26 protein-coding genes and 1 pseudogene are annotated in these 25,861 nt (G+C 52.2%); 11 read left to right on the top strand and 16 right to left on the bottom strand.

Annotated features, from left to right (window positions below):
• Positions 1-5 precede the first annotated feature (5 nt).
• Positions 6-3,146 (top strand): Cu(+)/Ag(+) efflux RND transporter permease subunit SilA, encoded by a 3,141-nt coding sequence (gene silA, locus ACJ69_RS07010; protein ID WP_059346754.1) that lies wholly within the window; start codon positions 6-8, stop codon positions 3,144-3,146.
• 187 nt (positions 3,147-3,333) lie between these two features.
• On the opposite strand, the gene ACJ69_RS07005 is transcribed toward silA, so the two are convergent.
• The 3 genes from ACJ69_RS07005 to ACJ69_RS06995 form a co-directional block, all read right to left on the bottom strand.
• A complete protein-coding gene (locus tag ACJ69_RS07005; protein WP_001118619.1) occupies positions 3,334-4,257 on the bottom strand; it encodes an IS5-like element IS903B family transposase in 924 nt (307 codons plus the stop codon).
• Positions 4,258-4,446: 189 nt separating this feature from the next.
• Entirely contained in the window at positions 4,447-4,839 is a 393-nt protein-coding gene (locus tag ACJ69_RS07000; protein WP_232248340.1) for a hypothetical protein, read from the bottom strand.
• 124 nt (positions 4,840-4,963) lie between these two features.
• Entirely contained in the window at positions 4,964-5,878 is a 915-nt protein-coding gene (locus ACJ69_RS06995) for an AraC family transcriptional regulator (RefSeq protein WP_059346753.1), read from the bottom strand.
• 160 nt (positions 5,879-6,038) lie between these two features.
• Here ACJ69_RS06995 and ACJ69_RS06990 point away from each other — a divergent pair, with 160 nt between their 5' ends.
• Positions 6,039-7,139, top strand: a complete 1,101-nt coding sequence (locus tag ACJ69_RS06990) for an alpha/beta hydrolase (protein WP_059346752.1) — start codon at positions 6,039-6,041, stop codon at positions 7,137-7,139.
• 358 nt (positions 7,140-7,497) lie between these two features.
• On the opposite strand, the gene ACJ69_RS06985 is transcribed toward ACJ69_RS06990, so the two are convergent.
• The 10 genes and pseudogenes from ACJ69_RS06985 to ACJ69_RS06940 all read right to left on the bottom strand — a co-directional run bounded on the left by ACJ69_RS06985 (position 7,498) and on the right by ACJ69_RS06940 (position 15,030).
• Positions 7,498-8,301 (bottom strand): carboxymuconolactone decarboxylase family protein, encoded by an 804-nt coding sequence (locus ACJ69_RS06985; RefSeq protein ID WP_059346751.1) that lies wholly within the window; start codon positions 8,299-8,301, stop codon positions 7,498-7,500.
• 15 nt (positions 8,302-8,316) lie between these two features.
• Complete coding sequence (locus tag ACJ69_RS06980) at positions 8,317-9,012, bottom strand: putative quinol monooxygenase (protein ID WP_054829736.1); 696 nt, start codon at positions 9,010-9,012, stop codon at positions 8,317-8,319.
• A 40-nt stretch (positions 9,013-9,052) separates the two neighbouring features.
• Positions 9,053-9,657 (bottom strand): annotated as a pseudogene (locus ACJ69_RS06975) (NAD(P)H-dependent oxidoreductase).
• Positions 9,658-9,693: 36 nt separating this feature from the next.
• Entirely contained in the window at positions 9,694-10,071 is a 378-nt protein-coding gene (locus tag ACJ69_RS06970; RefSeq protein ID WP_059346750.1) for a DUF1330 domain-containing protein, read from the bottom strand.
• Between the two features lie 38 nt (positions 10,072-10,109).
• A complete protein-coding gene (locus tag ACJ69_RS06965) occupies positions 10,110-11,129 on the bottom strand; it encodes an aldo/keto reductase (protein ID WP_059346749.1) in 1,020 nt (339 codons plus the stop codon).
• 2 nt (positions 11,130-11,131) lie between these two features.
• A complete protein-coding gene (locus ACJ69_RS06960; protein ID WP_032674800.1) occupies positions 11,132-11,704 on the bottom strand; it encodes an NAD(P)H-dependent oxidoreductase in 573 nt (190 codons plus the stop codon).
• Positions 11,705-11,854: 150 nt separating this feature from the next.
• Positions 11,855-12,889, bottom strand: coding sequence for an amidohydrolase family protein (locus ACJ69_RS06955; RefSeq protein WP_054829717.1), 1,035 nt, complete (start codon positions 12,887-12,889; stop codon positions 11,855-11,857).
• Between the two features lie 102 nt (positions 12,890-12,991).
• On the bottom strand, positions 12,992-13,939 hold the full coding sequence (locus ACJ69_RS06950; RefSeq protein WP_024908509.1) for an aldo/keto reductase: 948 nt from the start codon (positions 13,937-13,939) through the stop codon (positions 12,992-12,994).
• A gap of 84 nt (positions 13,940-14,023) precedes the next feature.
• On the bottom strand, positions 14,024-14,713 hold the full coding sequence (locus ACJ69_RS06945) for a type 1 glutamine amidotransferase domain-containing protein (RefSeq protein ID WP_024908508.1): 690 nt from the start codon (positions 14,711-14,713) through the stop codon (positions 14,024-14,026).
• A gap of 11 nt (positions 14,714-14,724) precedes the next feature.
• Entirely contained in the window at positions 14,725-15,030 is a 306-nt protein-coding gene (locus tag ACJ69_RS06940) for a hypothetical protein (protein WP_045910563.1), read from the bottom strand.
• A 139-nt stretch (positions 15,031-15,169) separates the two neighbouring features.
• On the opposite strand from ACJ69_RS06940, the gene ACJ69_RS06935 reads away from it, so the two are divergent.
• Entirely contained in the window at positions 15,170-16,069 is a 900-nt protein-coding gene (locus tag ACJ69_RS06935) for a LysR substrate-binding domain-containing protein (protein WP_059346748.1), read from the top strand.
• 36 nt (positions 16,070-16,105) lie between these two features.
• Here ACJ69_RS06935 and ACJ69_RS06930 read toward each other — a convergent pair whose 3' ends face one another.
• On the bottom strand, positions 16,106-17,014 hold the full coding sequence (locus ACJ69_RS06930) for a LysR family transcriptional regulator (RefSeq protein WP_059346747.1): 909 nt from the start codon (positions 17,012-17,014) through the stop codon (positions 16,106-16,108).
• 212 nt (positions 17,015-17,226) lie between these two features.
• Between ACJ69_RS06930 and ACJ69_RS06925 the strand changes: the two genes are divergently transcribed.
• The 3 genes from ACJ69_RS06925 to ACJ69_RS06915 all read left to right on the top strand — a co-directional run bounded on the left by ACJ69_RS06925 (position 17,227) and on the right by ACJ69_RS06915 (position 20,451).
• Positions 17,227-18,213 (top strand): aldo/keto reductase, encoded by a 987-nt coding sequence (locus ACJ69_RS06925; protein ID WP_059346746.1) that lies wholly within the window; start codon positions 17,227-17,229, stop codon positions 18,211-18,213.
• Between the two features lie 46 nt (positions 18,214-18,259).
• Positions 18,260-19,441: an aldo/keto reductase gene (locus tag ACJ69_RS06920; protein WP_059347817.1), complete on the top strand. Its 1,182-nt coding sequence runs from the start codon at positions 18,260-18,262 to the stop codon at positions 19,439-19,441.
• A 65-nt stretch (positions 19,442-19,506) separates the two neighbouring features.
• Positions 19,507-20,451: an SMP-30/gluconolactonase/LRE family protein gene (locus ACJ69_RS06915; RefSeq protein WP_054829738.1), complete on the top strand. Its 945-nt coding sequence runs from the start codon at positions 19,507-19,509 to the stop codon at positions 20,449-20,451.
• A gap of 51 nt (positions 20,452-20,502) precedes the next feature.
• Here ACJ69_RS06915 and ACJ69_RS06910 read toward each other — a convergent pair whose 3' ends face one another.
• Positions 20,503-21,540 carry an aldo/keto reductase gene (locus ACJ69_RS06910; RefSeq protein WP_059346745.1) on the bottom strand — a complete coding sequence of 346 codons (1,038 nt, stop codon included), beginning with the start codon at positions 21,538-21,540 and terminating at the stop codon, positions 20,503-20,505.
• A 382-nt stretch (positions 21,541-21,922) separates the two neighbouring features.
• Entirely contained in the window at positions 21,923-22,831 is a 909-nt protein-coding gene (locus ACJ69_RS06905) for a LysR family transcriptional regulator (RefSeq protein WP_054829718.1), read from the bottom strand.
• 94 nt (positions 22,832-22,925) lie between these two features.
• On the opposite strand from ACJ69_RS06905, the gene ACJ69_RS06900 reads away from it, so the two are divergent.
• The 5 genes from ACJ69_RS06900 (at position 22,926) to ACJ69_RS06880 (ending at position 25,846) form a co-directional block, all read left to right on the top strand.
• A complete protein-coding gene (locus ACJ69_RS06900) occupies positions 22,926-23,888 on the top strand; it encodes an NAD(P)H-binding protein (RefSeq protein ID WP_059346744.1) in 963 nt (320 codons plus the stop codon).
• Between the two features lie 75 nt (positions 23,889-23,963).
• The gene (locus ACJ69_RS06895; RefSeq protein WP_054829719.1) at positions 23,964-24,407 is read left to right on the top strand and encodes a PACE efflux transporter; all 444 of its coding nucleotides are present in this window, start codon (positions 23,964-23,966) and stop codon (positions 24,405-24,407) included.
• A gap of 38 nt (positions 24,408-24,445) precedes the next feature.
• Positions 24,446-24,874 (top strand): DUF4354 family protein, encoded by a 429-nt coding sequence (locus ACJ69_RS06890; protein WP_029741275.1) that lies wholly within the window; start codon positions 24,446-24,448, stop codon positions 24,872-24,874.
• A gap of 88 nt (positions 24,875-24,962) precedes the next feature.
• Complete coding sequence (locus ACJ69_RS06885; protein WP_029741274.1) at positions 24,963-25,334, top strand: VOC family protein; 372 nt, start codon at positions 24,963-24,965, stop codon at positions 25,332-25,334.
• Between the two features lie 149 nt (positions 25,335-25,483).
• Positions 25,484-25,846: a TIR domain-containing protein gene (locus ACJ69_RS06880; protein ID WP_029741273.1), complete on the top strand. Its 363-nt coding sequence runs from the start codon at positions 25,484-25,486 to the stop codon at positions 25,844-25,846.
• Positions 25,847-25,861: the final 15 nt, after the last annotated feature.

Below are 25,861 nucleotides of genomic sequence, written 5' to 3'. Positions count from 1 at the left end.
CGATGATGATTGAATGGATTATCCGGCTGTCGGTCGCCAACCGTTTCCTGGTCATGATGGGGGCGCTGTTTCTCAGCGTCTGGGGGACATGGACCATTATCAACACTCCGGTCGATGCCTTGCCCGATCTCTCTGACGTTCAGGTAATTATCAAAACCAGCTATCCCGGCCAGGCCCCGCAGATTGTTGAAAACCAGGTGACCTATCCACTGACTACCACCATGCTGTCGGTTCCCGGCGCAAAGACCGTGCGCGGTTTTTCGCAGTTTGGTGATTCGTACGTGTACGTCATTTTTGAAGACGGAACCGATTTGTACTGGGCCCGTTCGCGCGTGCTGGAGTATCTGAACCAGGTTCAGGGCAAGCTGCCTGCCGGTGTGAGCTCTGAAATCGGTCCTGATGCCACCGGCGTGGGCTGGATATTTGAGTATGCGCTGGTGGATCGCAGCGGAAAACACGATCTCGCGGAGTTGCGCTCGCTGCAGGACTGGTTCCTGAAATTTGAGCTGAAAACGATCCCGAACGTGGCCGAAGTGGCCTCTGTCGGCGGCGTGGTGAAGCAGTATCAGATCCAGGTCAATCCGTTAAAGCTGGCTCAGTACGGCATTAGCCTGCCGGAGGTTAAGCAGGCCCTTGAGTCGTCTAACCAGGAGGCAGGGGGATCGTCAGTTGAAATGGCGGAAGCGGAGTATATGGTCCGGGCCAGCGGCTATCTGCAGACGATGGACGATTTCAATAACATTGTCCTGAAAACCGGAGAAAACGGGGTACCGATTTACCTTCGTGATGTTGCCCGCGTTCAAACGGGGCCGGAAATGCGGCGCGGTATTGCCGAGCTGAACGGGCAGGGGGAAGTTGCGGGCGGCGTGGTGATCCTGCGTTCGGGCAAAAACGCGCGTGAAGTCATTTCGACGGTGAAAGATAAGCTGGAGACGCTGAAGGCCAGCCTGCCGGAAGGCGTTGAGATAGTGACTACCTACGATCGCAGTCAGCTCATCGATCGGGCAATCGACAACCTGAGTTCTAAACTGCTTGAAGAGTTTATCGTGGTGGCCATCGTCTGCGCCCTGTTCCTGTGGCACGTCCGCTCTGCGCTGGTCGCGATTATCTCTCTGCCGCTTGGCCTGTGTATTGCCTTTATCGTCATGCATTTCCAGGGGATGAACGCCAATATCATGTCGCTGGGCGGCATTGCCATTGCGGTCGGCGCGATGGTGGATGCCGCCATCGTCATGATTGAAAACGCGCACAAACGGCTGGAAGAGTGGGATCGCCAGCATCCGGGAGAGCAGATTGATAACGCCACCCGCTGGAAGGTGATCACCAACGCCTCTGTCGAGGTTGGCCCCGCGCTGTTTATCAGCCTGCTGATCATCACCTTATCCTTCATTCCTGTCTTTACCCTTGAGGGTCAGGAAGGGCGGCTGTTTGGTCCGCTGGCCTTCACCAAAACGTACTCCATGGCGGGCGCGGCCGCGCTGGCGATCATCGTTATCCCCATCCTGATGGGGTTCTGGATCCGGGGTAAAATTCCCGCTGAGACCAGTAACCCACTGAACAGGCTGCTGATTAAAGCCTACCACCCGCTACTGATTAAGGTGCTCCACTGGCCAAAAACAACCCTGCTGGTTGCGGCCTTATCCATCTTCACGGTGATCTGGCCTCTCAGCCAGGTGGGCGGCGAGTTCCTGCCGAAGATCAACGAAGGCGATCTGCTGTATATGCCGTCAACGTTGCCGGGCGTCTCTCCGGAAGAAGCGGCGGCGCTGTTACAGACCACGGACAAGTTAATCAAAACCGTCCCTGAAGTGGCCTCTGTTTTCGGCAAGACGGGTAAGGCCGAAACGGCTACGGATTCCGCGCCGCTCGAAATGGTGGAAACCACGATTCAGCTCAAACCTGAGAATGAGTGGCGGCCCGGCATGACGATTGACAAGATTATTGACGAACTCGACAAGACCGTTCGTTTGCCCGGCCTGGCTAACCTGTGGGTTCCGCCCATTCGTAACCGGATAGACATGCTTTCCACCGGGATCAAAAGCCCCATCGGCATCAAGGTGTCGGGTACCGTTCTGTCGGATATCGACGCCACGGCGCAGAGCATCGAGGCGGTAGCCAAAACGGTGCCGGGCGTGGTGTCTGCCCTGGCTGAACGTCTGGAGGGCGGGCGCTACATTGATGTCGATATCAACCGGGAAAAAGCCTCCCGCTACGGGATGACGGTGGGCGATGTGCAGCTGTTCGTCTCCTCGGCCATCGGCGGGGCGACGGTGGGTGAAACGGTGGAAGGCGTCGCCCGATACCCGATTAATATTCGCTATCCTCAGGACTACCGGAACAGCCCGAGCGCGTTGAAGCAGATGCCTATCCTCACGCCGATGAAACAGCAGATCACGCTGGGCGATGTGGCGGACATCAACGTGGTTTCCGGCCCCACGATGCTGAAAACGGAGAATGCCCGACCTGCGAGCTGGATTTATATCGATGCTCGCGGCAGAGATATGGTGTCGGTGGTGAACGACATTAAGACGGCCATTAGTCAGAACGTAAAGCTGAGGCCGGGCACCAGCGTCTCATTCTCCGGGCAGTTTGAGCTGCTCGAACACGCCAACAAGAAACTGAAGCTGATGGTGCCGATGACGGTGATGATCATCTTTATTCTGCTGTATCTGGCGTTCCGTCGCGTGGATGAAGCGCTGCTGATCCTGATGAGTCTGCCGTTCGCCCTGGTCGGTGGGATATGGTTCCTCTACTGGCAGGGCTTCCATATGTCTGTGGCAACCGGCACCGGTTTTATCGCTCTGGCCGGGGTGGCGGCAGAATTTGGGGTGGTCATGCTGATGTATTTGCGTCATGCCGTTGAGGCACAGCCGGCGTTGTCCCATCGGGACACGTTCACCGAACAAGGGCTTGATGACGCTCTTTATCATGGCGCCGTGCTGCGCGTGCGGCCAAAGGCGATGACCGTCGCGGTGATTATTGCCGGTCTGCTGCCCATTCTTTGGGGTACCGGTGCCGGGTCAGAGGTCATGAGCCGGATAGCGGCACCGATGATTGGCGGGATGATCACGGCGCCGCTGTTATCGCTGTTTATTATTCCTGCGGCGTACAAGTTAATTTGGCTGCGCAGGCATAAAACGCCATAAAAAAAACCGCCAGCGATGGCTGGTTTTTTACGGGATGAACGCTTAGCGCGCTGTTTTAGCACGCGTCTGGCTGAGAAGCTTGCGCCAGGCACGATTATGCAGAGTAAACAGCAGCATCTTAAAGAAGGCGGGGCTTTGTTGAATAAATCAGATTTCGGGTAAGTCTCCCCCGTAGCGGGTTGTGTTTTCAGGCAATACGCACGCTTTCAGGCATACCTGCTTTCGTCATTTTGTTCAGCGCTCGTACCAGGGCCATAGCCTCCGCAACCTGACCATCGTAGTCACGCAGCGTCAGTGAACCCCCGAACAGCTGTTTTACCCGGTACATCGCCGTTTCCGCTATCGAGCGACGGTTGTAATCTGTTGTCCATTTCCACCGCGCATTACTCCCGGTCATTCGCTGATTAGCCACTGCACGGTTACGGTCTGCATATTCACCGGGCCAGTAACCCGCACCTTTTCGGGGAGGGATAAGCGCGCTGATTTTCTTACGCCGCAGTTCATCGTGACATAGCCGGGTATCGTAAGCGCCATCGGCGGCGGCTGACCTGATTTTCCGGTGGGTTTGCCGGATTAACCCGGGGAAGGCCTCTGAGTCCGTAACGTTGTTCAGCGACAGGTCAGCGCAGATGATTTCATGTGTTTTACTGTCAACGGCGAGATGCAGCTTACGCCAGATACGGCGGCGTTCCTGGCCATGCTTTTTGACTTTCCACTCGCCTTCACCGAAGACCTTCAGCCCGGTGGAATCAATTACCAGGTGTGCGATTTCACCCCGGGTGGGCGTTTTGAAACTGACATTAACCGACTTTGCCCGCCTGCTGACACAGCTGTAATCCGGGCAGCGTAGCGGAACGTTCATCAGAGAAAAAATGGAATCAATAAAGCCCTGCGCAGCCCGCAGGGTCAGCCTGAATACGCGTTTAATGACCAGCACAGTAGTGATGGCAAGGTCAGAATAGCGCTGAGGTCTGCCTCGTGAAGAAGGTGTTGCTGACTCATACCAGGCCTGAATAGCTTCATCATCCAGCCAGAAAGTTATGGAGCCACGGTTGATGAGGGCTTTATTGTAGGTGGGCCAGTTGGTGATTTTGAACTTTTGCTTTGCCACGGAACGGTCTGCGTTGTCGGGAAGATACGTGATCTGATCCTTCAACTCAGCAAAAGTTCGATTTATTCAACAAAGCCAGAAGGCGGTTGAAAGGATACAGGTGCCGCTAAGCAGTAGCATGCCGATACTCACTAGCGCCGCGGTCAGACTGACGCCCGGAGCTGCGCTACCGCTCAGCGCGACCAGCAGTTAGGCTGCTGTTAATACCAGGCTTATCACCGCCAGCGTAAGGTGTAACCTCACGACGCGCATGCTGCCTTTGCCAATCATAAACATCGTCACGCCGTTAAGGCCAGCGAACAGAAGGGCGATCAGGACAACCCAGACGAATACGTGTTCCGCTGGTTGGTTGAGTCCGGCGAGTATGCCATACCCCAGCCACAGCTGAGGAATCGCGAAACTGACAATCACCCCGAGGGTACTAATCGCCGCTGGAATACCCATGGTGTGTAGACCTACAGGTTTGCCCATTTCGTCAGCCAACTCAGTCTTTAGCTGTTGCAGCTGTGTCGGGGAGGCATTGCTTATGCTGGTAGCCACCTCGTTACAGTGTTGCAGGCGACGGGATACTATTTTAATCATATTAATAATCAACGTTTTGTATCTCTCATTCCTTGAGTGCCGGAACAGGATAGGGAATAAGCCCATCGGGTGATAGAAATATCACTTCATATTCTCGCAGTGAAACATGTCAGCTCAGGAAATACTAAAGCTTACCGGCTGACTTTCTCAACACAGTAATATCCCTCTTAGGCGATTGACCGAACATCCGCGAATATTCCCGGCTGAAATGGGATAAGCTTTCGTAACCGACAGCATAGGCCGCTGTGGTGACATCGTAATGCTCATTCAGCATCAGTCGTCTGGCTTCATTGAGGCGCAGCCATTTCTGATAACGGAGCGGACTCATTCCCGCAAGCTGTCTGAAATGTTGGTGGAAAGAGGGCGTGCTCATTTGCACGCGGCTTGCCAACTCCTCGACACGTAAAGGTGACGCGATATGGGTCTTTAACCAGTCGATAGCTTTACCTATACGGTAGCCATGGCCGTCTACTGCGGCAATCTGCCTGATATGATCGGACCGATCGCTCATCAAAAGCCTGTAATGTATCTCTCTTTGAATCAGCGGCCCGAGAACAGGAATGGCTTGAGGCTCGTCAAGCAAAGAGAGCAGGCGGCAGAAGGGCTCCAGCAAAACATCAGTAACTGTACCGATCCCTACACCCGTTCCCGCGTCTCGTTTTTTGACGGGCGGCAGGCTTCCCTGTGCAATTAATTCCATCAGCACGCGCTGGTCAAGTTTATAGGCTACACCGACACAGGGGCGGGTTGCCGACGCCTGTAGTACTTCAGAACTGGCTGGGAGGTCGAGAGACGTGATCAGGAATTTTTCCGCATTATATTCATAAGGTTCACCACCAACCCACATGATCTTCGCGCCGTCGGCTACCAGAACGATACTGGGAGGGACCAGGCAGCTCACCGGCGAAGCGGGTTCGTTCCGCCGGAATAATTCCAGTCCTTCTACGGCTGTAGGGAAATCACCGGTACAGGGCGTGCGCTGAGCAATCTCCCGGGAAAGCTTACCGAGTAGTTTCTCAACCGACTTGTCTGAAATCATTCTGTAATGCCTCACATTTTACGACGTAATCAACGTAGCAGTTATGAAAACTGAAATATACGCTTTGGCATAAGGTTTAGAGGATCGGGCAAATAATGCAGAGTATTTTAATAACACCTTTCGTTAAAGACTCCCAAAATAACAACCCTGAATTCACTGAATGAAAGGTTTTAATAGCATGACGACAAAATCTTCAACGCGATTCTTAAACGGCGCACTCCTTGCCGGAGCGATGGCTCTGATTTCAACAGAAGCTGCGTTCGCCCAGCCTGCACCAGGCGCAACAGACTCTTCACCGCGTCTGGTTCAGACGTGGGATAAAACCTTCCCAAGGAGCGACAAAGTGGATCATCAAAAAGTGACTTTTAAAAACCGTTACGGCATTACGCTGGCTGCTGATGTGTATCTCCCAAAAGATCGCGGAAATAAGAAGCTTGCTGCACTTGTTATTTCCGGGCCTTTTGGCGCGGTAAAAGAGCAGGCCTCTGGTCTCTATGCGCAAACCTTAGCCGAGCGCGGATTCGTGACGCTGGCATTTGATCCGTCTTATACCGGTGAAAGTAGTGGGGAACCCCGTAATATTGCTTCACCTGATATTAATACCGAAGACTTTATGGCAGCAGTCGATTTTATTGGACTGCAATCTTATGTGGATCGTGAACGTATCGGTGTCATAGGTATCTGTGGTATGGGGGGGATTGCCCTGAATGCTGTTGCCGTGGATAAACGCGTAAAAGCAGTGGTTGCCAGCACCATGTACGATATGAGCCGCGTGATGTCGAAAGGTTACAATGACAGCGTAACACCGGAGCAACGCGAGCAGGCCCTGGAGAAGATGAGCCTACAGCGCTGGGAAGATGCGGCAAACGGCAAACCGGCCTACCAGCCAGCCTACAACAAGCTGAAGGGCGGTGAAGCACAGTTCCTCGTGGACTATGCGGACTATTACATGACCAAGCGCGGATATCATCCACGAGCCGTCAATTCTGGCAATTCATGGTCCGTGACAACGCCGATGTCCTTCATGAATTTCCCGCTGATGACATACATTAAGGAAATTTCTCCGCGTCCAATCCTGTTCATTCATGGCGAAAAAGCGCATTCGCTTTACTTCTCCAGAACGGCTTATGAAGCGGCAAATCAGCCAAAAGAGCTTCTGATTGTTAAAGATGCCACGCATGTCGATTTATATGATCGTATGGATAAGATCCCGTTCGATAACATCACGGCATTCTTCAATAAATATCTGAATAAAAGATAACCTCCTCAGTAACCGATACAGTGGCCAAAAGGCCACTGCATTGATGTGAGAGGGAAGGCAGCTATGAGGGTTTTGACTGAACTGAACGGTTTATGGCTTCTTCTCTGATGTCCATATCACATTTAACTATTCTGGGTTTGAGGAATATACATAATTTACGACAGTACCAGAAACAGTATAACAAACTGTTTTAAATGGATATTAATCATATGGCGATACAAACTCACAGTTATGAACTCAGTTTTGGTTCATAACTGTGTTAAACGCTGTCCATAAATCACTCGATGTCACGCCTGTTGGTTCATGAACTGTTCGTTCTAATTTTGTGATGTGCGTCAGGTTTTAGTGTTCAGTAATATTACCTTTTACTCAATGATCGATTGTTTAGCACCTCTCCGACAACCGGAGCAGCAGTAAATGCGTTTGGCCAGCCAGCGTAGAACGCGGCCTGGGTAACGATCTCACCAGCTTCCTCAACAGAAAGTCCATTATCCATTGCTCTATTGAGGTGGTAGCCAATCTGCGCGCTCTGTCCGGATGCGATTAACGCGCTGACCGTAATCATACTTCTGTCGCGGGGTTTCAGCGCGGGTCTTTGCCAGAGATCCAGGAACAGTGGATCTGTAGTGAATTTAACCAGGCCCGGAGATATTGGGCCAACATTTTTTTCCACTGTCTCTGAACGCTGCTTTTCTGCTTCCTGATTGAGAGGAAGCAGGTCCGGAGAAGCTTCAGGAAGTACATCTGCCGTGACGCCACGAGTTTCAAATACTGCTTTGGTCACGCTGACGGCTGACATGGCATTTGACCAACCTGAGTAGAACGCCAGATGGGTAATGATTTCTGACAACTCCGCTGGCGTAACGCCATTATCAAGGGCAATGTCTATATAGTGCTTAAGGTCGCCAGGCTGGTTTCTGGCAATTAGCATGGCGACGGTCACCATACTACGATCCCTGGGCGAGAGGGCATCGCGTGTCCACAGATCTTCAGTAATCGCTTCTCGACCAAAGCGCGCAAGAGCCGGTGAGACGGAACGAATATCAGCTTCCGAAATTGTTGAAGGTTCAATTTTCATCATAGTTTTACCTCTTGTTTCCTCAGCATTAGCAAAATCAGAAATAACAAGCGACATGGCCGCTGCTGCAATTACGCTTTTCATGTCAATCCTCACTGGTCAACGGTGCGGATCCTGTTTGATTCCGCCTTTGTTACGAAGAAATACCGGTTTTACCGGGATAGCGTTCTTACTGGCGCTCATATGCGCCGTTTGCCTGAGATAGTCACGGAAGTGTGGCGTTTGTCGGTGCAGTTGATACGCTTCCTCACTGGCGTAAATCTCATAGAAATACCAGCGGCTCGGAGTCTGTGAATCTGTAGCGGCATACATCGCTAATACGCCTTTCTCTACTTTGAGCGATTCCGCCATTTCGGGCAGGACGATGGTTTTAAACTCGGTCTGAAATTCAGGCTTTACCTCGACGATTACCAGATTATTAATGGTTCGCTCATCCGGTATGATGTGTTTGTCCCCAAGAAATTGGGGCTCCAGGGTGATTTTATTTTTCCGATCGATAATGTCAGGTGCCCGGGCAGCGAATGCCTTATATGGTTCGGCATTCAGATGTTTGCGGTAAGCACTTTCGTTTTCATAGAGTTCGACCATGAATGCCTGACGTGGATTGTCGCTGCGGTGCAGGGCGTACATCGCCAGCGTACCTGCTTCATGATCAACCGAAGCGGAAATCGTCTGTCTGGCTACGTCTGCAAAATCTTTGTCCCGATCGGGCCTGACGCCGAGCTCAAAGAGATTCATCACTCGCTTATCGGGCGCGTCCTGTTTTGTTGCAAAGACAGGGCTGCTTATCAGCATGCAAATTAAAAGCATAATAGTCTTTTTCACAATGATCCTTTTACTGAAATGGCTGTTTAAGACGTTCTATAAGTTGGTGTTGGTAAGAAGGTAACCGATCGCTGCTGGCGCTCTCAAAGATCAGGGGAGGAAGCCACGTCATACCTGCATGCAGGGCGCTTGCCTTCATCGGTAAAAACACATCCGCAAGCGATACCCCGATCCTGCCGTCCGGCCGTAAGTAGAGCTTCCCCCCGCAGCCGTACTGACAATAAACATCTCCTTTCCCTGCCAAAGACCGGGTCCGACACTTCCCCAGGTTTCATTCAGCCAGGCCTTCATCATTGGTGTAATGTTGAACCAGTGTGTCGGGAAGATAAAAACAACACGCCTGTGCTCACGCATCATTTTTCGCTCCGCGTCGCCATTAATCCGACGTGTGTCATAGCCATACAGCGTCTCAAGGTTGCGAACCGTCACGCCTTCCAGACTCTCAGCGGCTTCCTGCAGCCCTTTTGTCAGAACTGAGCGTTCCGGATAAGGGTGAGAGACGATAACGAGCGTTTTAATGTCGGTCTTTTCACGGCTATGAGCATGACTAATGGGCATGAGGAAGATAAAGGCAAACAAAAACAATGCTGCTGCTCTGCGCTGAAGTAACACCATCATAAATCTCCTTTGTCTTAACAGGATTGTAAAACGCTATGGTGTAACAGGAGCCAGTTCTGGCAATCCTTCTACGATATAGGTTCGCGAATTGCCGGCACGGTGTCGGATAGGAATGATCTTCTGGTACGCGGCCGAGCTATACCAGTCCTGGGCATTTTTGAGACTCTCAAACTTGATTACAACCAGTCTGCCCTGTGCTCCAAACCCTTCTTTAACATCGGGTTCACGTCCTCTGACGATGAAGCGTCCACCAAAAGGTCTGAAGGTGGATTCAACCTGAGCGCTGTACGGTTTGATAGCGTCAAGATCGGTCGCCTGAAACTCTGCGATGTAATAAGCAGGCGTTGCTGCCAGGGCTGACGCGAGCCCGGAGAGGGTGAAAAGAGTGGCTACCACTGTTTTAAAAATCATCCTTCCTCCTCATAAGCTTTCATGAAAGTGAATAAGGACTACCGCGTCCAGACCTGCTTAACGTCTTTCGTTTGCGGCGTGTTTTGCGCCATGATCCCCGTCAGAACATGTGGCTGGTAGGTTTCTTCCAGAAACCGGATTTCCTCCGGGCTCAGTTGAAGATTTACGGCGTTTACCGCGCCATCGACGTGATCTTTTTTTGTGGCCCCTACGACAGGTGACGTGACTTTTGTCAGCAGCCAGGCGAGTGAGATTTCCGTCATGGACACCTGATGTCGTTCAGCAAGTTCGGCGACACGCTCAATAATGAGCCGATCCTGTTCAGCCGTGCTGTCATATTTCCCGCGCGCATAATCATCCTCCGTGGCTCGCCGCGTGTGGCCTTCTTTCCGGGCGAGACGGCCGCTGGCGAGCGCGCTATAGGGGGTCATGGCGATATCATCTTCAGCGCACAGACCGAAGAGCTCTCGTTCATCTTCACGCATAATCAGGTTGTAGTGGCTTTGCATGGAAACAAAGGCCGTCAGCCCTTCGCGTTCGGCAAGGGCGTTCGCTTTCGCAAGCTGCCAGGCATAGCAATTGGAAATACCAATAGCGCGCACTTTGCCCGCAGTAACGGCGGCATGAAGCGCTTCAAGCACCTCAATAACTGGCGTGTTGTAATCCCAGATGTGGTAAATGTAGAGGTCGATGTAGTCCATCCCCAGATTCTGCAGGCTCTGGTCGAGCGATCGGGCTATCGCCTGCTTTGCGCTGATACCTTCGGAAATTTGCGCGGGTGTTCGCGGCAGAAACTTGGTGGCCAGCACGACGTCATCGCGTTTCGCCATCTCCCGTAGCGCCCGGCCAACGTACCGCTCGCTGGAGCCGTTCTGATAGGCGATAGCGGTATCGTAAAAATTGATACCCTTTTCGAGACCGTAGCGGATAATGTCGCGGCTTGCTGTTTCGTCCAGCGTCCAGCTATGCTGGCCCGTTAACGGGTCGCCAAACCCCATACACCCCATGCAGATGCGGGAGACAAGTAAGTCACTTTTACCGAGCCGGGTATACTGCATCGTTATTCTCCCTCTGGATTATTCACGACGGAATTGAGCAGATCGACAAGCCTTGAAGCGTGTTCCCGGGCAAGCGTTTTTTGCTGCGCGATTTTGTCGGCATCCCGGTCGGCATAGCTGATACCGCAGGTATAAACAGGCGCCAGCAGCTCAAGATTGCACAGTTTTGCCGTGGTCTCGAACGGAATAAGATACTCTTCAATGGCATGGCCAAAGAAACCGTCAGCGGTATAGAGCGCCTGTGGCGCCCCTGTAGTGAAGGAGAGGAGCAGCTTTTTACCGCCCAGTTTCGCCGTTGAGCCATGCGCGAAGCCGTGGACAAAGACCTCGTCCAGCCATTGTTTCATTAACCCGGGCAGCCCATACCAGGAAAAAGGAAACTGCCAGACAATCACATCGGCCCTGAGCAGGCTTTCCTGCTCCGCAGCGATATTGAATTTGCCGTCCGGATAGAGCCAGTCCAGACGACGAATTTCAGCATCAGGAAGGGCGGTCGCCACTTCATCAAGGATCGTGGCATTGGCGACGGAATGGGTAAGCTCAGGATGGCCTGAAACAATAAGGATATTTTTCATTTCAATGAGTTAAATATATTTGGTGAATGTTTAACCCAGTATAGAGTGACACCATTATTTTTTTTAGAGCAGTAAAGACTCATTCACTTTTAGACAAAAACTAATAATGGTCGACTGTTCTCATTGTACCGGTCATCACGAACCCGTGAACTACGCCGTGATGCCCAGTAAACGTTCTGCATTGCGAAACGCGATGGCCTCTTTTTCAGCCTTATTGACCGGCAGACAGTCGATAAATGTTTTTACACCGTCCAGGGTCTGATAGGGATAATCGACGGAGAACAGGATCCTTTCTGCCCCCATTAACGCGTAGATAAACTGGAAGTGCGGCAGCGACAGCATACCTGACGGGGTAACGTAAACGTGCTCCTGGAAGGTTCTCGTTAGCGTGCGTGACAGACCCGTTGCAGCCAGTGGAAGGCTGTCATCAAGACGCTGCAGCCAGAAGGGCAGCATCTCCCCCCAGTGGCCACTGATTACCTGCAAGTGGGGATATTTATCAAATACGCCCGATAACATCAGCCGTAACAAATGGATCCCGGCTTCGTGATGCCAGCCCCAGCCAAACATAGAGAGCCGGGCGTTGACCTCTGCGCTGAAGCCCGTGAAGTAGGCCTGTTGCACGCTTTTAAACGGTAATCCGGGATGAAGATAGAGTGGCACATTCAGTTTATTAAAGCGGGAAAGCAGGGAGTCATAGTCAGGATGATCGAGAAAGCATGAAGAGGGTCGGCCATTCAGAAGTGCCCCCTTAAACCCCAGTTCTTCAACTGCGCGGACAAGCTCTTTTTCAGCTTCTTCCGGCTGTGCCCAGGGAAGAGTGGCAAATGCCGCGAAGCGATCCGGATGATTTCTTACCGCCCCGGCAAGGCGGTCGTTTGCCGCCGTATTTAATGTTACCGCTTCATCCTTAGGTGCCAGCTGGGGGAATCCGCCCACAGAAAGGATCTGAAGGGTAATTCCAGCCTCATCCATATCCCTGAGGCGGCGGCTTCCCAAATCAGCGCCTTTCGCGTTTATCAGCGCATTCTTTTCTATCTGCGGCCGGCTTCGGTCAGGATTATGACCATCAGCGACGGTTTTCCCCAAGTCGCCAAGGAAAGGCGCCTGCTCAAGCGCAACAGGCATACACGCTCGCCCTAACTCGCTGTCGAGATAATGTTCTTCAAGGCAAATGATTTTCATATTCTCACCCTTCATACAAAGCAGTAAAAGTGATACAGATTAGGATCGCCCGGAACTGTCCATACGTGAATGTGATTCATGACAGTCTGTTCCGGATGGGTTTTACACCATCGGTTTTTCCCAGGCGCCTCGTGTATCCACTCTGGTCTCTGCGGCGAGTTGTTCCAGCAGGATGATTTCCTCATCGCGTAACTGGATGTCTGAAGCGCAGGCGGCGTCCAGCACGTGATGGGCTTTAGTCGCACCAACGAGGGGAAGGGTACCTTTTGCAATAGCCCATGCGATGGCTATCTGTGCAACGCTGGCATTCCTTTCGGCTCCCATTTTTTTCATTGCGGCGGTTAATCTTTCAATCTGCGGCAGTACAGCGTTATAACTTTCGGCCCGGCCACTCCCGGCAGGCATGGGATGATTTGAATCATAACGACCACTGAGCGCGCCTTGCTCCAGGACCATGTAAGCAAAGAACGTGATGTTATTTTTTCGGCAATAATCAAGGATCCCGGCCTCTTCAGAAGCGCGATAGAGCAGGCTGTAGTGATTTTGTACTGCACTGAGGGAATAACCGGAAGCGTTAAGGATTTCGTTGGCGCGTCTGATTTGTGCCAGATTGTGGTTGGAAACACCTACGCGTTTGACCTTACCGCTTTGTAAAAGTGGGATCAGTCCTGGCGTCCATTTCTCAACGTCGAGGGGATTATGGATCCAGTAGATATCAATCGCGTCCACACCCAGACGTCCAAGGCTGGCCTCAAGCATATCGCTGACAGGCTGCGCTGACTGTTCGTTCGCAATCTGCGGTGTGAATTTGGTGGATAAAATCATATCCTCGCGGGGGAACTGACGGACTAATGCTCCCAGCGCTGCCTCGGAACTCCCCATGCCATATACTGCTGCGGTATCCCAGAGATTGAGGCCCTTACTCATGGCCGTGGTGAACACGTCTGCCATCTGAGTATCAGAAAGATGATTGCCGAAGACGGTGTCGCCACCGGCGAAACCTGTGCCCCAGGACCATGTGCCCAGCGCGACGGAAGGTAGTGTTTTCATATTCAGCTCCTGTAAAAAGGCCGGAACATTGCTGACGTAAACCGGCCAAAGAGGGTGAGTAACGGTGAAAAAGAGATGAATGGATTAAGCTGACTGGCGGAGGGCATTTAACAGCGCCACACCGACACCGTGTGCTGAAGCGGGATTCTGCCCCGTGATAAGGCGACCGTCAGTAACCACATTTTCAGACCAGTTCGGGGCTTCATGATGAAGCGCGCCATGCTCGCGAAGTGCAGTCTCAAGCAGGTAGGGAACCACATCTGTGGTGTGAACTTCTTCCTCTTCCTTGTTGGTAAAGGCCGCCACGTTTTTGCCTTTCACCAGGTATTCGCCGCTGCTGAGCTTTGCGTCAACCAGTGCCGCAGGTCCGTGGCAGACGGCTGAGACAATCCCATCACTTTCATATACTTCGCGGATAATACGCTGGGCATCCTGGCTGTCGCGGAAATCCCACATTGTTCCATGGCCGCCCGCAAAGAAAACGGCGCTGTAATCGGTACCGTTCAGCTCGGATAACGCTGGTGTTGTTGCCAGGCGCTGCTGAAAATCGGTTTCGTTCCAGTACCAGGCGTTGACAGGATCGCTGAGGTCAAATCCATCCACCGGCGGCTGACCCCCGCGAATGCTGGCGATCATCGTTTTTAGTCCGGCATCTTCCAGTACTTTCAGCGGATGCGTCAGCTCGGCCAGGAAAAAACCGGTTGGTACACCGGATGCGCCTTTAATCGGATGACTGGAAACGACACACAGCACGGGTTTATCTGCAGGTTTCATATCGGGCCTCACTATTTATTTTTAAATTCAGCGGCAAAGAGATTTTCCCAGTTAATAAAGGAGCCAAGCGGAATGCACTCAAAGCTTAATAAGCCAGCTTTTGCCAGCGGGAATTCGGCCATTACGTTCATCGCTTCATCGACAGAGTCACATTCAAGAAAAATAGCGACACCAGGTCTGTCCTGACGGAAGTAGATGTCGCGGATGAAGCCGGATTTATACAATCCCCAGGCGTGTAGCGCTTCAGCGTTAAGGTGTGGAGCATATTTTTCCAGCGATGCTCCAGGTGCGGGGATATCCAGACATAAAATTCGCATCATAGTCTCCTGAACTCAGGTCGTTGTAGAAAGAGATAAAAGTATAAGAGGCGAATTTCACGAAGATTAGAGGAGCATTGACTTAAGCATCTTTAGACTGTACTTAATAATCAGGCGGAGATTGCTTTAGGAACACATTATGAATAACGCCCTGTATAACCAGATACGCATCTTTCAGAGCATTGCACGTGAGGGCAATATTTCGGCAGCCGCAAGAAAACTGGAAATTACGCCTCCCTCCGTCAGCAATGCGCTTAAGCTGCTGGAAGATCATATTGGCCATCCGCTTTTTGTGCGTACGACCCGCCGTATTGAGCTGACGGAAACCGGGCAGCTGTTGCTGGAACAGACCGCTGCGGCGGTGGAGTCGCTGGAACATTCGCTTGAAAGCATTCGCGACCAGAATCAGGAGCCCTCTGGTATCGTGCGAATCACGCTCTCGCGTTTTGCCTATCTGTTAATTCTTAAGCCTGCAATGGCGGAATTCTGTCAGCAATACCCGGGTATACAGCTGGAAATTTCGGTTTACGACGGTACCGTGAATATCATCGAAGAGCGTTTTGATCTTGGGATCCGTTTTGGCGATATCCTCGAGGGTGGAGTAGTGGCGCGGCCGTTAATGAAACCCTTTCGTGAAGGGTTATATGCATCCTCAGCTTATATTAACGAGTATGGAATGCCTCAGGTGCCGGCTGACCTCAGTCAACACAAGCTGATTGGCTACCGTTTTATTACGAACAACCGCATCCTTCCGTTGATCCTGAATGACCGCGGAGAGCAGTTGACGGTTGAGATGCCCGGGCAGTTAATCAGTAATGATATCGACGTTATGGCTGACGGGATCCGTAACGGGCTGGGAATTGGACGTTTGTTTGAACCCATCTGGCAGTTACAGCCCGACAGGGAGTACTTTATCCCCGTGATGGAGAGTTACTGGAAAACCTACCCGCCAGTCTATCTCTATTACCCCAAAAACGCGGGTAAAACGAAAAGAGTAAAGGCCCTGATTGATTTTCTGATATCCGCTACGGGGCGATAAAGACGACAACGCATCGTTCAGAATGGAAGCGCTATGTCACAACCCCAGCGGCCTGGCCTCCTGTATGAACTCAATCAGAAGGCGAAGCCCGGTCGGCAGTTGCCGGCGGCTTGAATAATAGATATGAAAACCTTCCTCCAGCGGGGACCATTCCGTAAGCACCAGGCGGAGCCGTCCATCCTTCACATAGGGTGCAACAAGAGGCTCCGGAAAATACATCAGGCCGGCCCCGCCTAATACGGCCACAAGACCCGTTTCAGCCTGGTTGACCGTCACTGAGCCAGGCACAGTGATTTGGTACGTTTCGCCATCTCGCTCAAGTTCCCAGCGATAAATCCGATCGTCGCCGAGGCGATTGCTAATACAGCGATGGTGCAATAAATCATCCGGATGTTCAGGCGTTCCGTAGCGTTCCAGGTAACCGGGGGATGCTGCGATAACCCAGCGAATATCGGCAGATAAACGCCGGGCAACCATGTCTTCCGGAACGGTGCCACCATAGCGGATACCGGCATCGAAGCCCGCATCAGTGACGTCAACCATACGGTTGCTGGCCACAATATCGATTTCAATATCGGGATAGCGATCCATAAACGCGGGTATGACCGGCGCAAGCAAAAGATTGGCCGCTTCAACGGCAGCATTGATGCGGATACGTCCGGTAGGGGTATTACGATACCGGTTAAGCGATTCAAGCGCGCCTTCTATCTTGTCGAAAGGCTGAAGGACAGACTGAACCAGTTCTTCACCTGCAACCGTAGGGGTAACGCTCTTGGTCGTGCGATTAAGGAGGCGAACCCCGAGCCGGGTTTCCAGTCCCTTCAGGGCATGACTAAGCGCTGATGCACTGACACCTAATTCAATCGCCGCACGACTGAAACTGCGATGACGTGCAATAGCCATGAAATAAATGAGATCGGCGACATCAGCTCTGCTTATTTGCATACAGAATCGTTTTCCTTGTGCGTTAAGGCCCGAATGTATTGATACGGAAATGATATACACCATAGACCGATTAGCGCTAATCCGTTGCTGAATTTATTTCACAAGTCCATCCACTCATCGCCTCTCACTGAACACGTTGTGCTTCGTTATTCTTGAAAATTATGCGCTCTGGCCGTCGGTCAGGGCGTAACATTCACCTAACGGAGCCGTGTATGAACTATACGCATCTTGGCCGCACCGGCCTGAAAGTCAGCCGCCTTTGTCTCGGAACCATGAATTTTGGTGACGTCACCGACGAGAAAACCAGCGCCCGCATTCTGGATGAAGCGCTTGAGGCGGGTATGAATTTCATTGATACAGCAGACGTGTATGGCACTGAGCAATCACCCGATATCCAGCAAGGGTCGGGGCTGTCTGAAGAGATTATTGGTCGCTGGCTCCAGCAGGGTGGCCGCCGTGACCGTATCGTTCTGGCGACGAAAGCCTATCAGCCTATGGGGCCAGGTCCGAACGATCGCCGTCTTTCTGCTTACCATATTCGCAAGGCCTGCGAGGATAGTTTGCGACGGCTTAAGACCGACCATATTGACGTCTATCAGATGCATCACATCGATCGTTATACACCATGGGAAGAGGTCTGGCAGGCCATGGAGCTCCTTGTTCAGCAGGGAAAAGTGCTTTATATCGGTAGCAGCAATTTCGCAGGCTGGGACATTGCGACTGCGCAGTCAGTGGCCACGGCCCGTCATTCCCTGGGCCTGGTTGCTGAGCAAAGTCTCTACAATCTGACTGCCCGAACTGTTGAGCTGGAGGTCATTCCCGCATGCCGTCATTTTGGCCTGGGACTGATTCCCTGGAGCCCACTTGCCGGAGGGTTGCTTGGCGGCGTACTGAAAAAGATGGCAAGCGGGCGCCGTGCGAGGCCCGCGTTTGCCCGTTTAATCGAACAGTATCGTCCGCAGCTGGAAGCCTACGAAGGATTATGTGAGGACCTCGGCGAAACCCCTTCCGATGTGGCGCTTGCGTGGCTCCTGCAGAATCCTGTCGTTACTGCTCCACTTATCGGGCCTCGTACGGCGGAACAACTCCGGGAGGCGCTTCACGCAACGACAATCACGCTATCAGACGACACCATGAGCTATCTCGACGAAATCTGGCCCGGACCCGGGGGAGAAGCGCCCCAGGCTTATGCCTGGTAATGACCAAATTAATGAATCCTTTCTACGCTATAGGGAGTTCCAGTTTATGAGCAAGATGATGCATGACCAGCATTCTGCTTCCGTACCCGCTTCCCGGGATCGTCGCAATTTTCTGATCGCCGGCGCCGGTCTGGCGTTGGCCGCTACCACCCTTGGCAGGAGCGGAGCAGTGATGGCGAACCCGGCTGGTCAGGACACGTCGAGCGCCCCTTCGGATGCTGTTCCCGTCCAGAAGGAGACCTTAACCACACGTAAACTCGGCTCGCTGGAGGTTTCAAGCATGGGACTCGGGTGTCTGCCTATGGTGGGGTATTACGGCGGTGGTCCGCGCGATCGTAAAGCCATGGTTTCGCTCATCCGGGCCGCCTTCGAACAAGGCATCACGTTCTTTGATACTGCCGAGGTGTATGGCCCCCATCTCAGTGAAGAATTTGTCGGGGAAGCACTGGCCCCTGTTCGCGATCGTGTGGTGATTGCCACTAAGTTCGGTTTCGGCGTGGAGGAGGGGAAGCCAACCTCCCTTAACAGCCATCCTGACCATATCCGCCGCGCCGTAGAGGGCTCGCTGAAGCGTCTGAAAACGGACCACATCGATCTGCTTTATCAGCATCGCCCCGATCCGAATGTGCCGATTGAGGATGTGGCGGAAACCGTGAAGGCGTTGATCCAGGAGGGTAAAGTGAAACACTGGGGATTGTCGGAAGCGAGTGCCAGGACAATCCGCCGCGCACATGCGGTACTCCCTGTGACTGCAGTACAGAGTGAGTATGCCATGTGGTGGCGTGAACCGGAGACGCGGATATTTCCAACGCTCGAAGAGCTGGGTATCGGCTTTGTACCTTACTGCCCGACCGCCCGGAGTTTCCTTGCCGGGGCAGTCAATCCAAGCCAGCGGTTCGACAGCACAGATCGGCGGCATAACCTGCCACGCTTCCAGCCCGATGCCCTTGCCAAAAACATGGTACTGCTTGAATTTGCGCAATCGTGGGCCCGCCGCAAAAACACCACTCCGGTTCAGTTCGCGCTGGCCTGGGTGATGGCTCAGCGGCCATGGATAGTCCCCATCCCGGGTACGACGCAATATCCGCACCTGATAGAAAATAGCGGTGCACCGCAAGTCCGGTTGACGGACAGCGAGCTACGCGAAATCGATGCGGCGCTTGCCAAAATCCCATTGCAGGGCGGTCGCGCCGATCCGTTTACCGAAAGTCAGTTTGATAAAAATTAATACCTGCTGTTACAGGGAGACTGCAGGTAAAGTCTCCCTCAGTGCTATTGCCGGGGATAAACCACATGAATGGACTAAATCATAACGCGCTTACGCGCAGTGCCGTCCCCATACCGCCCTGCGAGCGTTCTCTTCAGACCGTGGAGGCCCAGCCGTACTTCAGCGTTTCAGAGGCGTCGCTCGTGCTCGAAGGGGTTGTGTTCGATCGGAACAATAACCTGCTGTTTGTTGATGTGGTGACGGGACGCGTGTTTAAGCTCACCCCGGAGCGGCAGCTTTCCATTGTCCTTAAGGAGAATACATTCGGTGCTTCCGGCCTGGCGGTACACAAAGATGGACGGATCTTTATTGCGTCGGTGGGCGATATGCAGCGAGGTTCAGTCCGGGCTATCGAACCCGACGGCACCCGTGAGCAGATGGTTGTTGCTCCTGATGCTGGATTTCTTGTCAACGACCTGGTTTTTGATAATCAGGGCGGATTTTATTTTACTGACAGCCGGGGAAATTCAGCCGATCCACAGGGTGGGGTGTTCTACGTTAGTCCCAACGTCGGGTCAATTCATACCATCCTGCCTGGACTCGCGGTCGGGAACGGCATAGCGATTGACTCCGCCGGCTCTCAGATATGGGCCACAGAACACGCTAAAAACAGGCTTCATCGCGTAAGATTGTCAGACGCCACCACGATTGCCCCCTTTGGTTCGGTTGTTACCTATCAGTTCACCGGGCCGGCTCCAGATGGGGCCCGTGTCGACAGCGAAGGCAATATATATGTGGCCATCTCAGGCCAGGGGCGCGTCATGGTCTTCAACCGCAACGGACTGCCGATTGGGCAAATTGTGCTGCCTGACCGCGACAAAGGTCGTAATCTTAAATCGACAAGCCTGGCGATCCGACCCGGACATCACGAGTTGTTCATTGTCACCAACAGCGGGAACGAACCTGGTGGAGCGATGATTTTTCGATCGGGCGCATTCGCGCCGGCACCGCTTCCCTTTTCACATCAGTGACCGGACATGAGTGTCCTGGGGGACCCGGCAACGCCGGGCCAGGGTAGGGCATTAACAGTCCTGTATTGCTGAAGGCGGCGTGAGTGAAGGTGGCGTATCCGGAAGCGGGGGAATGATCCCGTCGACGGGGTGTGGCAGATAGTGTGCCTCGAGTTCCATGATTTCGTCATCGCTTAGTGAAAAGTCCAGCGCGTTGATAGCCGTGGAAAGATGTTCTGGTTTCGTCGCGCCGATGATCGGTGCTGTGATGACCGTTTTTGATAGCAACCAGGCAATTGCAACATGGGCTCTTGGCACATGGTGCTTTTCAGCAATGCTGGCAACAATATCAATAACGGGCTTATCCAGAAGGGCTGCGTTCTCATACATTTTTAACGCAAAGGCATCGTTTTGCGTTCGTCGGGACGTGACACTCCAGTCGCGCGTGAGCCTGCCGCGTGCCATCGGACTCCAGGGGATCACACCCACGCCCTGGTCTTCACACAGGGGCAACATCTCGCGCTCTTCTTCCCGGTAAAGCAGATTGTATTGCGGTTGCATCGTAATAAATCGGGTCCAGCCGTTACGCTCTGCCGTATGCTGCATTTTTGCAAAGCGCCAGGCTTCCATAGATGATGCGCCGATGTAACGTACTTTTCCTGATTTAACGAGGTCATGCAGAGCCTCCATGGTCTCTTCAACAGGCGTGGAGTGGTCAAAGCGGTGAATCTGAAAGAGATCCACATAATCCATACCTAAGCGCATCAGGCTATCGTCAATAGACTGAAAAATGGCTTTGCGGGAAAGAAACCCGGTATTGGGTGAGTTGCGCCACGGAAAGAAGGTCTTTGTCGCCACAACGATCTCATCGCGTCTGGCCATTTCTCTCAGTGCTTTTCCAGTGATCTCTTCAGAACTTCCGCCCGAGTAGATATTCGCGGTATCAAAAAAATTAATGCCCGCTTCAAGCGCCTGACGAATGAGCGGACGTGACGCCTTTTCATCCAGGGACCAGGGTTGAGGAAGACGTTCAGGTTCACCATAGCTCATACAACCGAGGCAAAGACGGGAGACTTTCAAACCGCTACGACCCAGATTCACATACTTCATTCTGTGTTCCTTCTTTTATTGCCAGCAATTCTGTGTGTGACAGGGTATTGCACTGACATGAAGGGAACCAGCATGCGTCATCGAATGGTGTTGTGAGTTTTTTTCACAGATGGGCGTAATCGTCATTGGATTTTACATACCAGGACAGCGCCTACAAACGAGAGGGAGATCAGAAATCCTAACGTATTGATTTATAAGTTAGTGGGAGTGTCTTATGAACTTATTTACCACAGTAGGTGATTTAACATAATATACATTATGTGCACCAATATGAAATCAGAAGAAATCTGGCATCTTATGGGCATCGTTGGTTGCTGATGGCCTCTGAGTGTGTCTTCTCAAGTGCTGCTATCGTCACGCTGATCATCTCACAGTGCATGGCTTACCGTTTTGCCCTGTTGATATAAGCCTGTAAACCCTCAGCAAGAAAATCAAACACCGTTTTACAGGCCTGGCTGTGGCGTAAATCCTCATGCATCACCAGCCAGGTGTCCAGATGAAACGCAAAGTAATCAGGCATTATCCTCTGCAACGGCGGAGAAAAATCTGCCAGTTGTACCTGACACATTCCGATACCGGCCCCTGCGCGAATAAGGTTTAATTGTGCAATATCGCTGTCGGTCCGAACGGTAAACAGATCGCGGTTTAGCTGTGGGTATTGTTTAAGCGCCTGTAAAATAAAGGGCGTTAAATTATCGAAACCGACAAGCGTATGGGTTAATAACTCATCAATACTTTCCGGAGCACCACGCCGTGACAGATATGCTGGCGCGGCATGCAGACCTATTTCAACCCTGCCCATCCGACGTGCAATCAGTTGCTCCTGCACCGGCGTCGCCATGCGTACGGCAATATCCGCCTCCCGATTCAGTAAATCCTGAACTCGATTAGACAGAACCAGTTCAACGGTTATTTGCGGATATTCTTCCTTTATCTGTGCAATCACGGGAGGCAGAACCTCCGTTCCGATGATTTCACTGGCGGCGACGCGCACCACGCCCCGCAATCCGGTTGCGTCGGAGCTGAAACTGGCAGCCGACCGCTCAATCATCATGGCCGTATTTTCCATCGCCTGAGCATGACCCTTCAGCTCAACGGCTGCATCCGTGGCCTGCAATCCCGTCTGCGAACGAGTAAATAAAACAAGCCCCAGGGCTGATTCCAGCGCAGCAATATGCCGTCCGGCGGTTGGCTGAGTAATGGCAAGCCTGCGAGCGGCTCCTGACAGTGACCCTTCCTTCATCACGGCCAAAAAGGTGCGATACCATTCCCACGGAATATTTAGCTTCATACAAATATGCATACCTGCTGGCTTATATTATGCAATTACATTTAGCCCGTGTGGCCGCTAAGATGTCAAGCAGATATCCAATAAGGGCCAGACGATGAAAAGCACAAATAAGGTACTGATACTGGGCGCAACCGGTGGGATCGGTGGCGAAATTGCCCGTAAATTGATCCGTGATGAATGGGATGTTCGGGCATTGCGCCGCAGCGCCCCTCAACATGACGATCTCAACGAAAGCATGACGTGGATAAGCGGCGATGCGCAGAATGCTGAACAGGTTGAGGCAGCGGCGTCAGAATGCAGCGTGATTGTCCATGCCGTTAACCCGCCGGGTTATCGAAACTGGGAACAGCTGGTTTTACCCATGCTGCATAACACCATCAACGCAGCGGAGCGAAACGGTGCATTAATCGTTCTGCCGGGCACGATTTATAACTACGGTCCTGATGCTTTTCCCCTCTTACGCGAGGATTCCCCTCAGGATCCAATTACCCGAAAAGGAGCCATACGCGTGCAAATGGAGAATGCGCTCTCAGCCTATGCTCAGCGTGGCGGTAAGGTGCTCATTTTACGGGCGGGCGACTTTTTTGGTCCCCTCGCAGGCAACAACTGGTTTTCACAGGGACTGGTAAAACCGGGGCATCCACCGAAGGTCATTAAAAATCCCGGGCAAACCGGCGCAGGACATCAGTGGGCTTATCTGCCGGATGTCGCCGAAACCGTTGCGGCACTGCTGGCGCGGCGGGATGAACTCGAAGCGTTTTCCTGTTTCCATATGCGTGGTCACTGGGATCCTGATGGGACAACGATGACCACAGCCATAAAGCACGTCGCGGAGCATGCCGGTATTAAGGCGAAGGTGAAGTCATTTCCGTGGTGGCTGGTCTCTGCAATGAGTCCGTTTAACACCACGCTGCGTGAAATGCGGGAGATGCGATATCTCTGGGAGCAGACAATAGAGATGGATAATTCAAAACTGATTGCCTTTTTAGGCCATGAACCGCAGACCCCCCTTACCGAGGCCGTGCGTTCTACATTAGCGGGCCTGGGCTGTATTTAACATAACCTGCACGTTTAGAAAGGGTTGAAAGATATCTGATATACTTCAGCTTTTGAAAAGCGCTGCCGTAAGCAAATGGAAATTGAATTAAATAAGAGTGTTAAAGAGAGAGTTTTCCATGCTGTCATTTTTGAAGTGACGGCCAACGTTATCATCGCGCTGTCACTCGCCTGGCTGATGAACGTGTCGGTACTCCAGTCAGGCTCGTTGTCCGTGATATCCGCCCTTACCGCAACGGTCTGGAATTTTATTTTTAATAAGCTCTTTGACTCCCTGCAGAAAAAACATCAGTTTCAGCGCACATTTCTCGTTCGCGCAATCCATGCGGTTGGTTTTGAAACGGGACTTATCATCTCCTTAATCCCTGTGGCAATGGTTATGCTGAACCTGACCGTGGCTGAAGCATTTTTTATTGAGATTGGTCTGGTGCTGTTTTTCCTGCCCTATACGATGCTGTTTAACTGGCTTTACGACTACCTGCGTTGGACGTTCGTTGGACGGAAACGTACGGCGTTATAGCTATAGTAGATCAATGTAAAAAATGAAGAGGAAGAAAAATGCGAAGTCTCCTGACTAAAGGAATTTGTCTTGCGTTAGCGCTATCCGCCACCGTGACGGCTCAGGCCGCTCAGAAAGAGAGCCATGACGACAAGCTCACCGGGATAACCATTTTCGCTCAAAAAGAGTCTCAGGGAAGCCAATGGGACAGTACAACGGGCGAAGCAAAATATATGGTTAGCTATAAGGTTACGCTGGATAACGCGTCGGGTAAAAGTATTGAGCCGGGCAAAGATAATAAGATTTGTTTCTTCCTGTTTGATAAAAAGGGAAAAACATTTATGAGCACCGGCATTGAACTTGAGATGTTGAAAAAATATAAACCGCGGGACAATAGAACAGGATTGGTCTATTTTTCCAGCTCAAACCCTGACGTTTTAAATATGCCATTTGTCCGTTTCGGCATCGGGAAAGACTGCATAAATTGATGACTGTCACATTGACACGTTGTTTAGCATGTTCGACCCCACTCTCCTTCTATACTGGTTATTTCTCCAACTCATAAAGGAAGGAACCATGTTCGATCATGTGAAATTCGGCGTCAGTGATTATGAAAAAAGTAAAACCTTCTTCCTCCATGCGCTTAAGCCGCTTGGCGTAGAACTCATCGATGAAGGCACGCCAGACTACGGTGTCGAAATGAGTTCAGGGGATGTTTCGCTCTGTCTTTTTCAGACAAATGAAAAACCAGCCCCTCTGCATCTGGCGTTTGTGGCCAACACGCGCCAGCAGGTCGATGCGTTTTACCATGCCGCCCTGCGCGCCGGCGGACGCGATAACGGCGGGCCGGGGCTGAGGTCATACGGTGACAATTACTATGCCGCGTTTGTCATCTCGCCCGATGGCCACAATATCGAGGCGGTGTGCCATGCGCCGGAAAGTCAGTAGCTCAGCCCTTCTGTCAGAAGCGATTAAATGATCTGCTATGCATCTTTTTGCACGATAATGCACGAAACTATTTCATAACGCGGCGACAATCCCGTAATGTATCGGCAGTAAACGTGCAACTTCATGCAATAACACTGACAGAGGTACCTATGACACAACAGCTAATTTTAATTGCCGGCCCCTATCGCAGCGGAACCGAAGGCGTTCAGGCACGCATTGATGAGAATCTGGCGCGTCTCGAAAGCGCAGCATTAGCCGTTTACCAGCGGGGTCACATCCCGGTCATTGGCGAATGGCTGGCTTTGCCGTTGGCAAAAGCCGCAGGATCGAAAACGGTTGGTGATGAAATCAGTGAAGCGATGCTGTACCCCGTTGCTCACCGGCTCATAGCTAAATGTGATGCCATTTATCGTATTGCCGGTGCGTCTAAAGGTGCCGATATGGACATTGAGGTCGCCCGCAAATATGGCCTGAAGGTTTATACCGCCCTTGAGAACATTCCTGAGGCTTAAGGCAGTCCGCCAGCC

The sequence above is a fragment of the Enterobacter asburiae genome (genome assembly GCF_001521715.1).
GTDB classification, from domain to species: domain Bacteria; phylum Pseudomonadota; class Gammaproteobacteria; order Enterobacterales; family Enterobacteriaceae; genus Enterobacter; species Enterobacter asburiae.
This window is presented reverse-complemented; position numbering and strand designations above follow the sequence as displayed.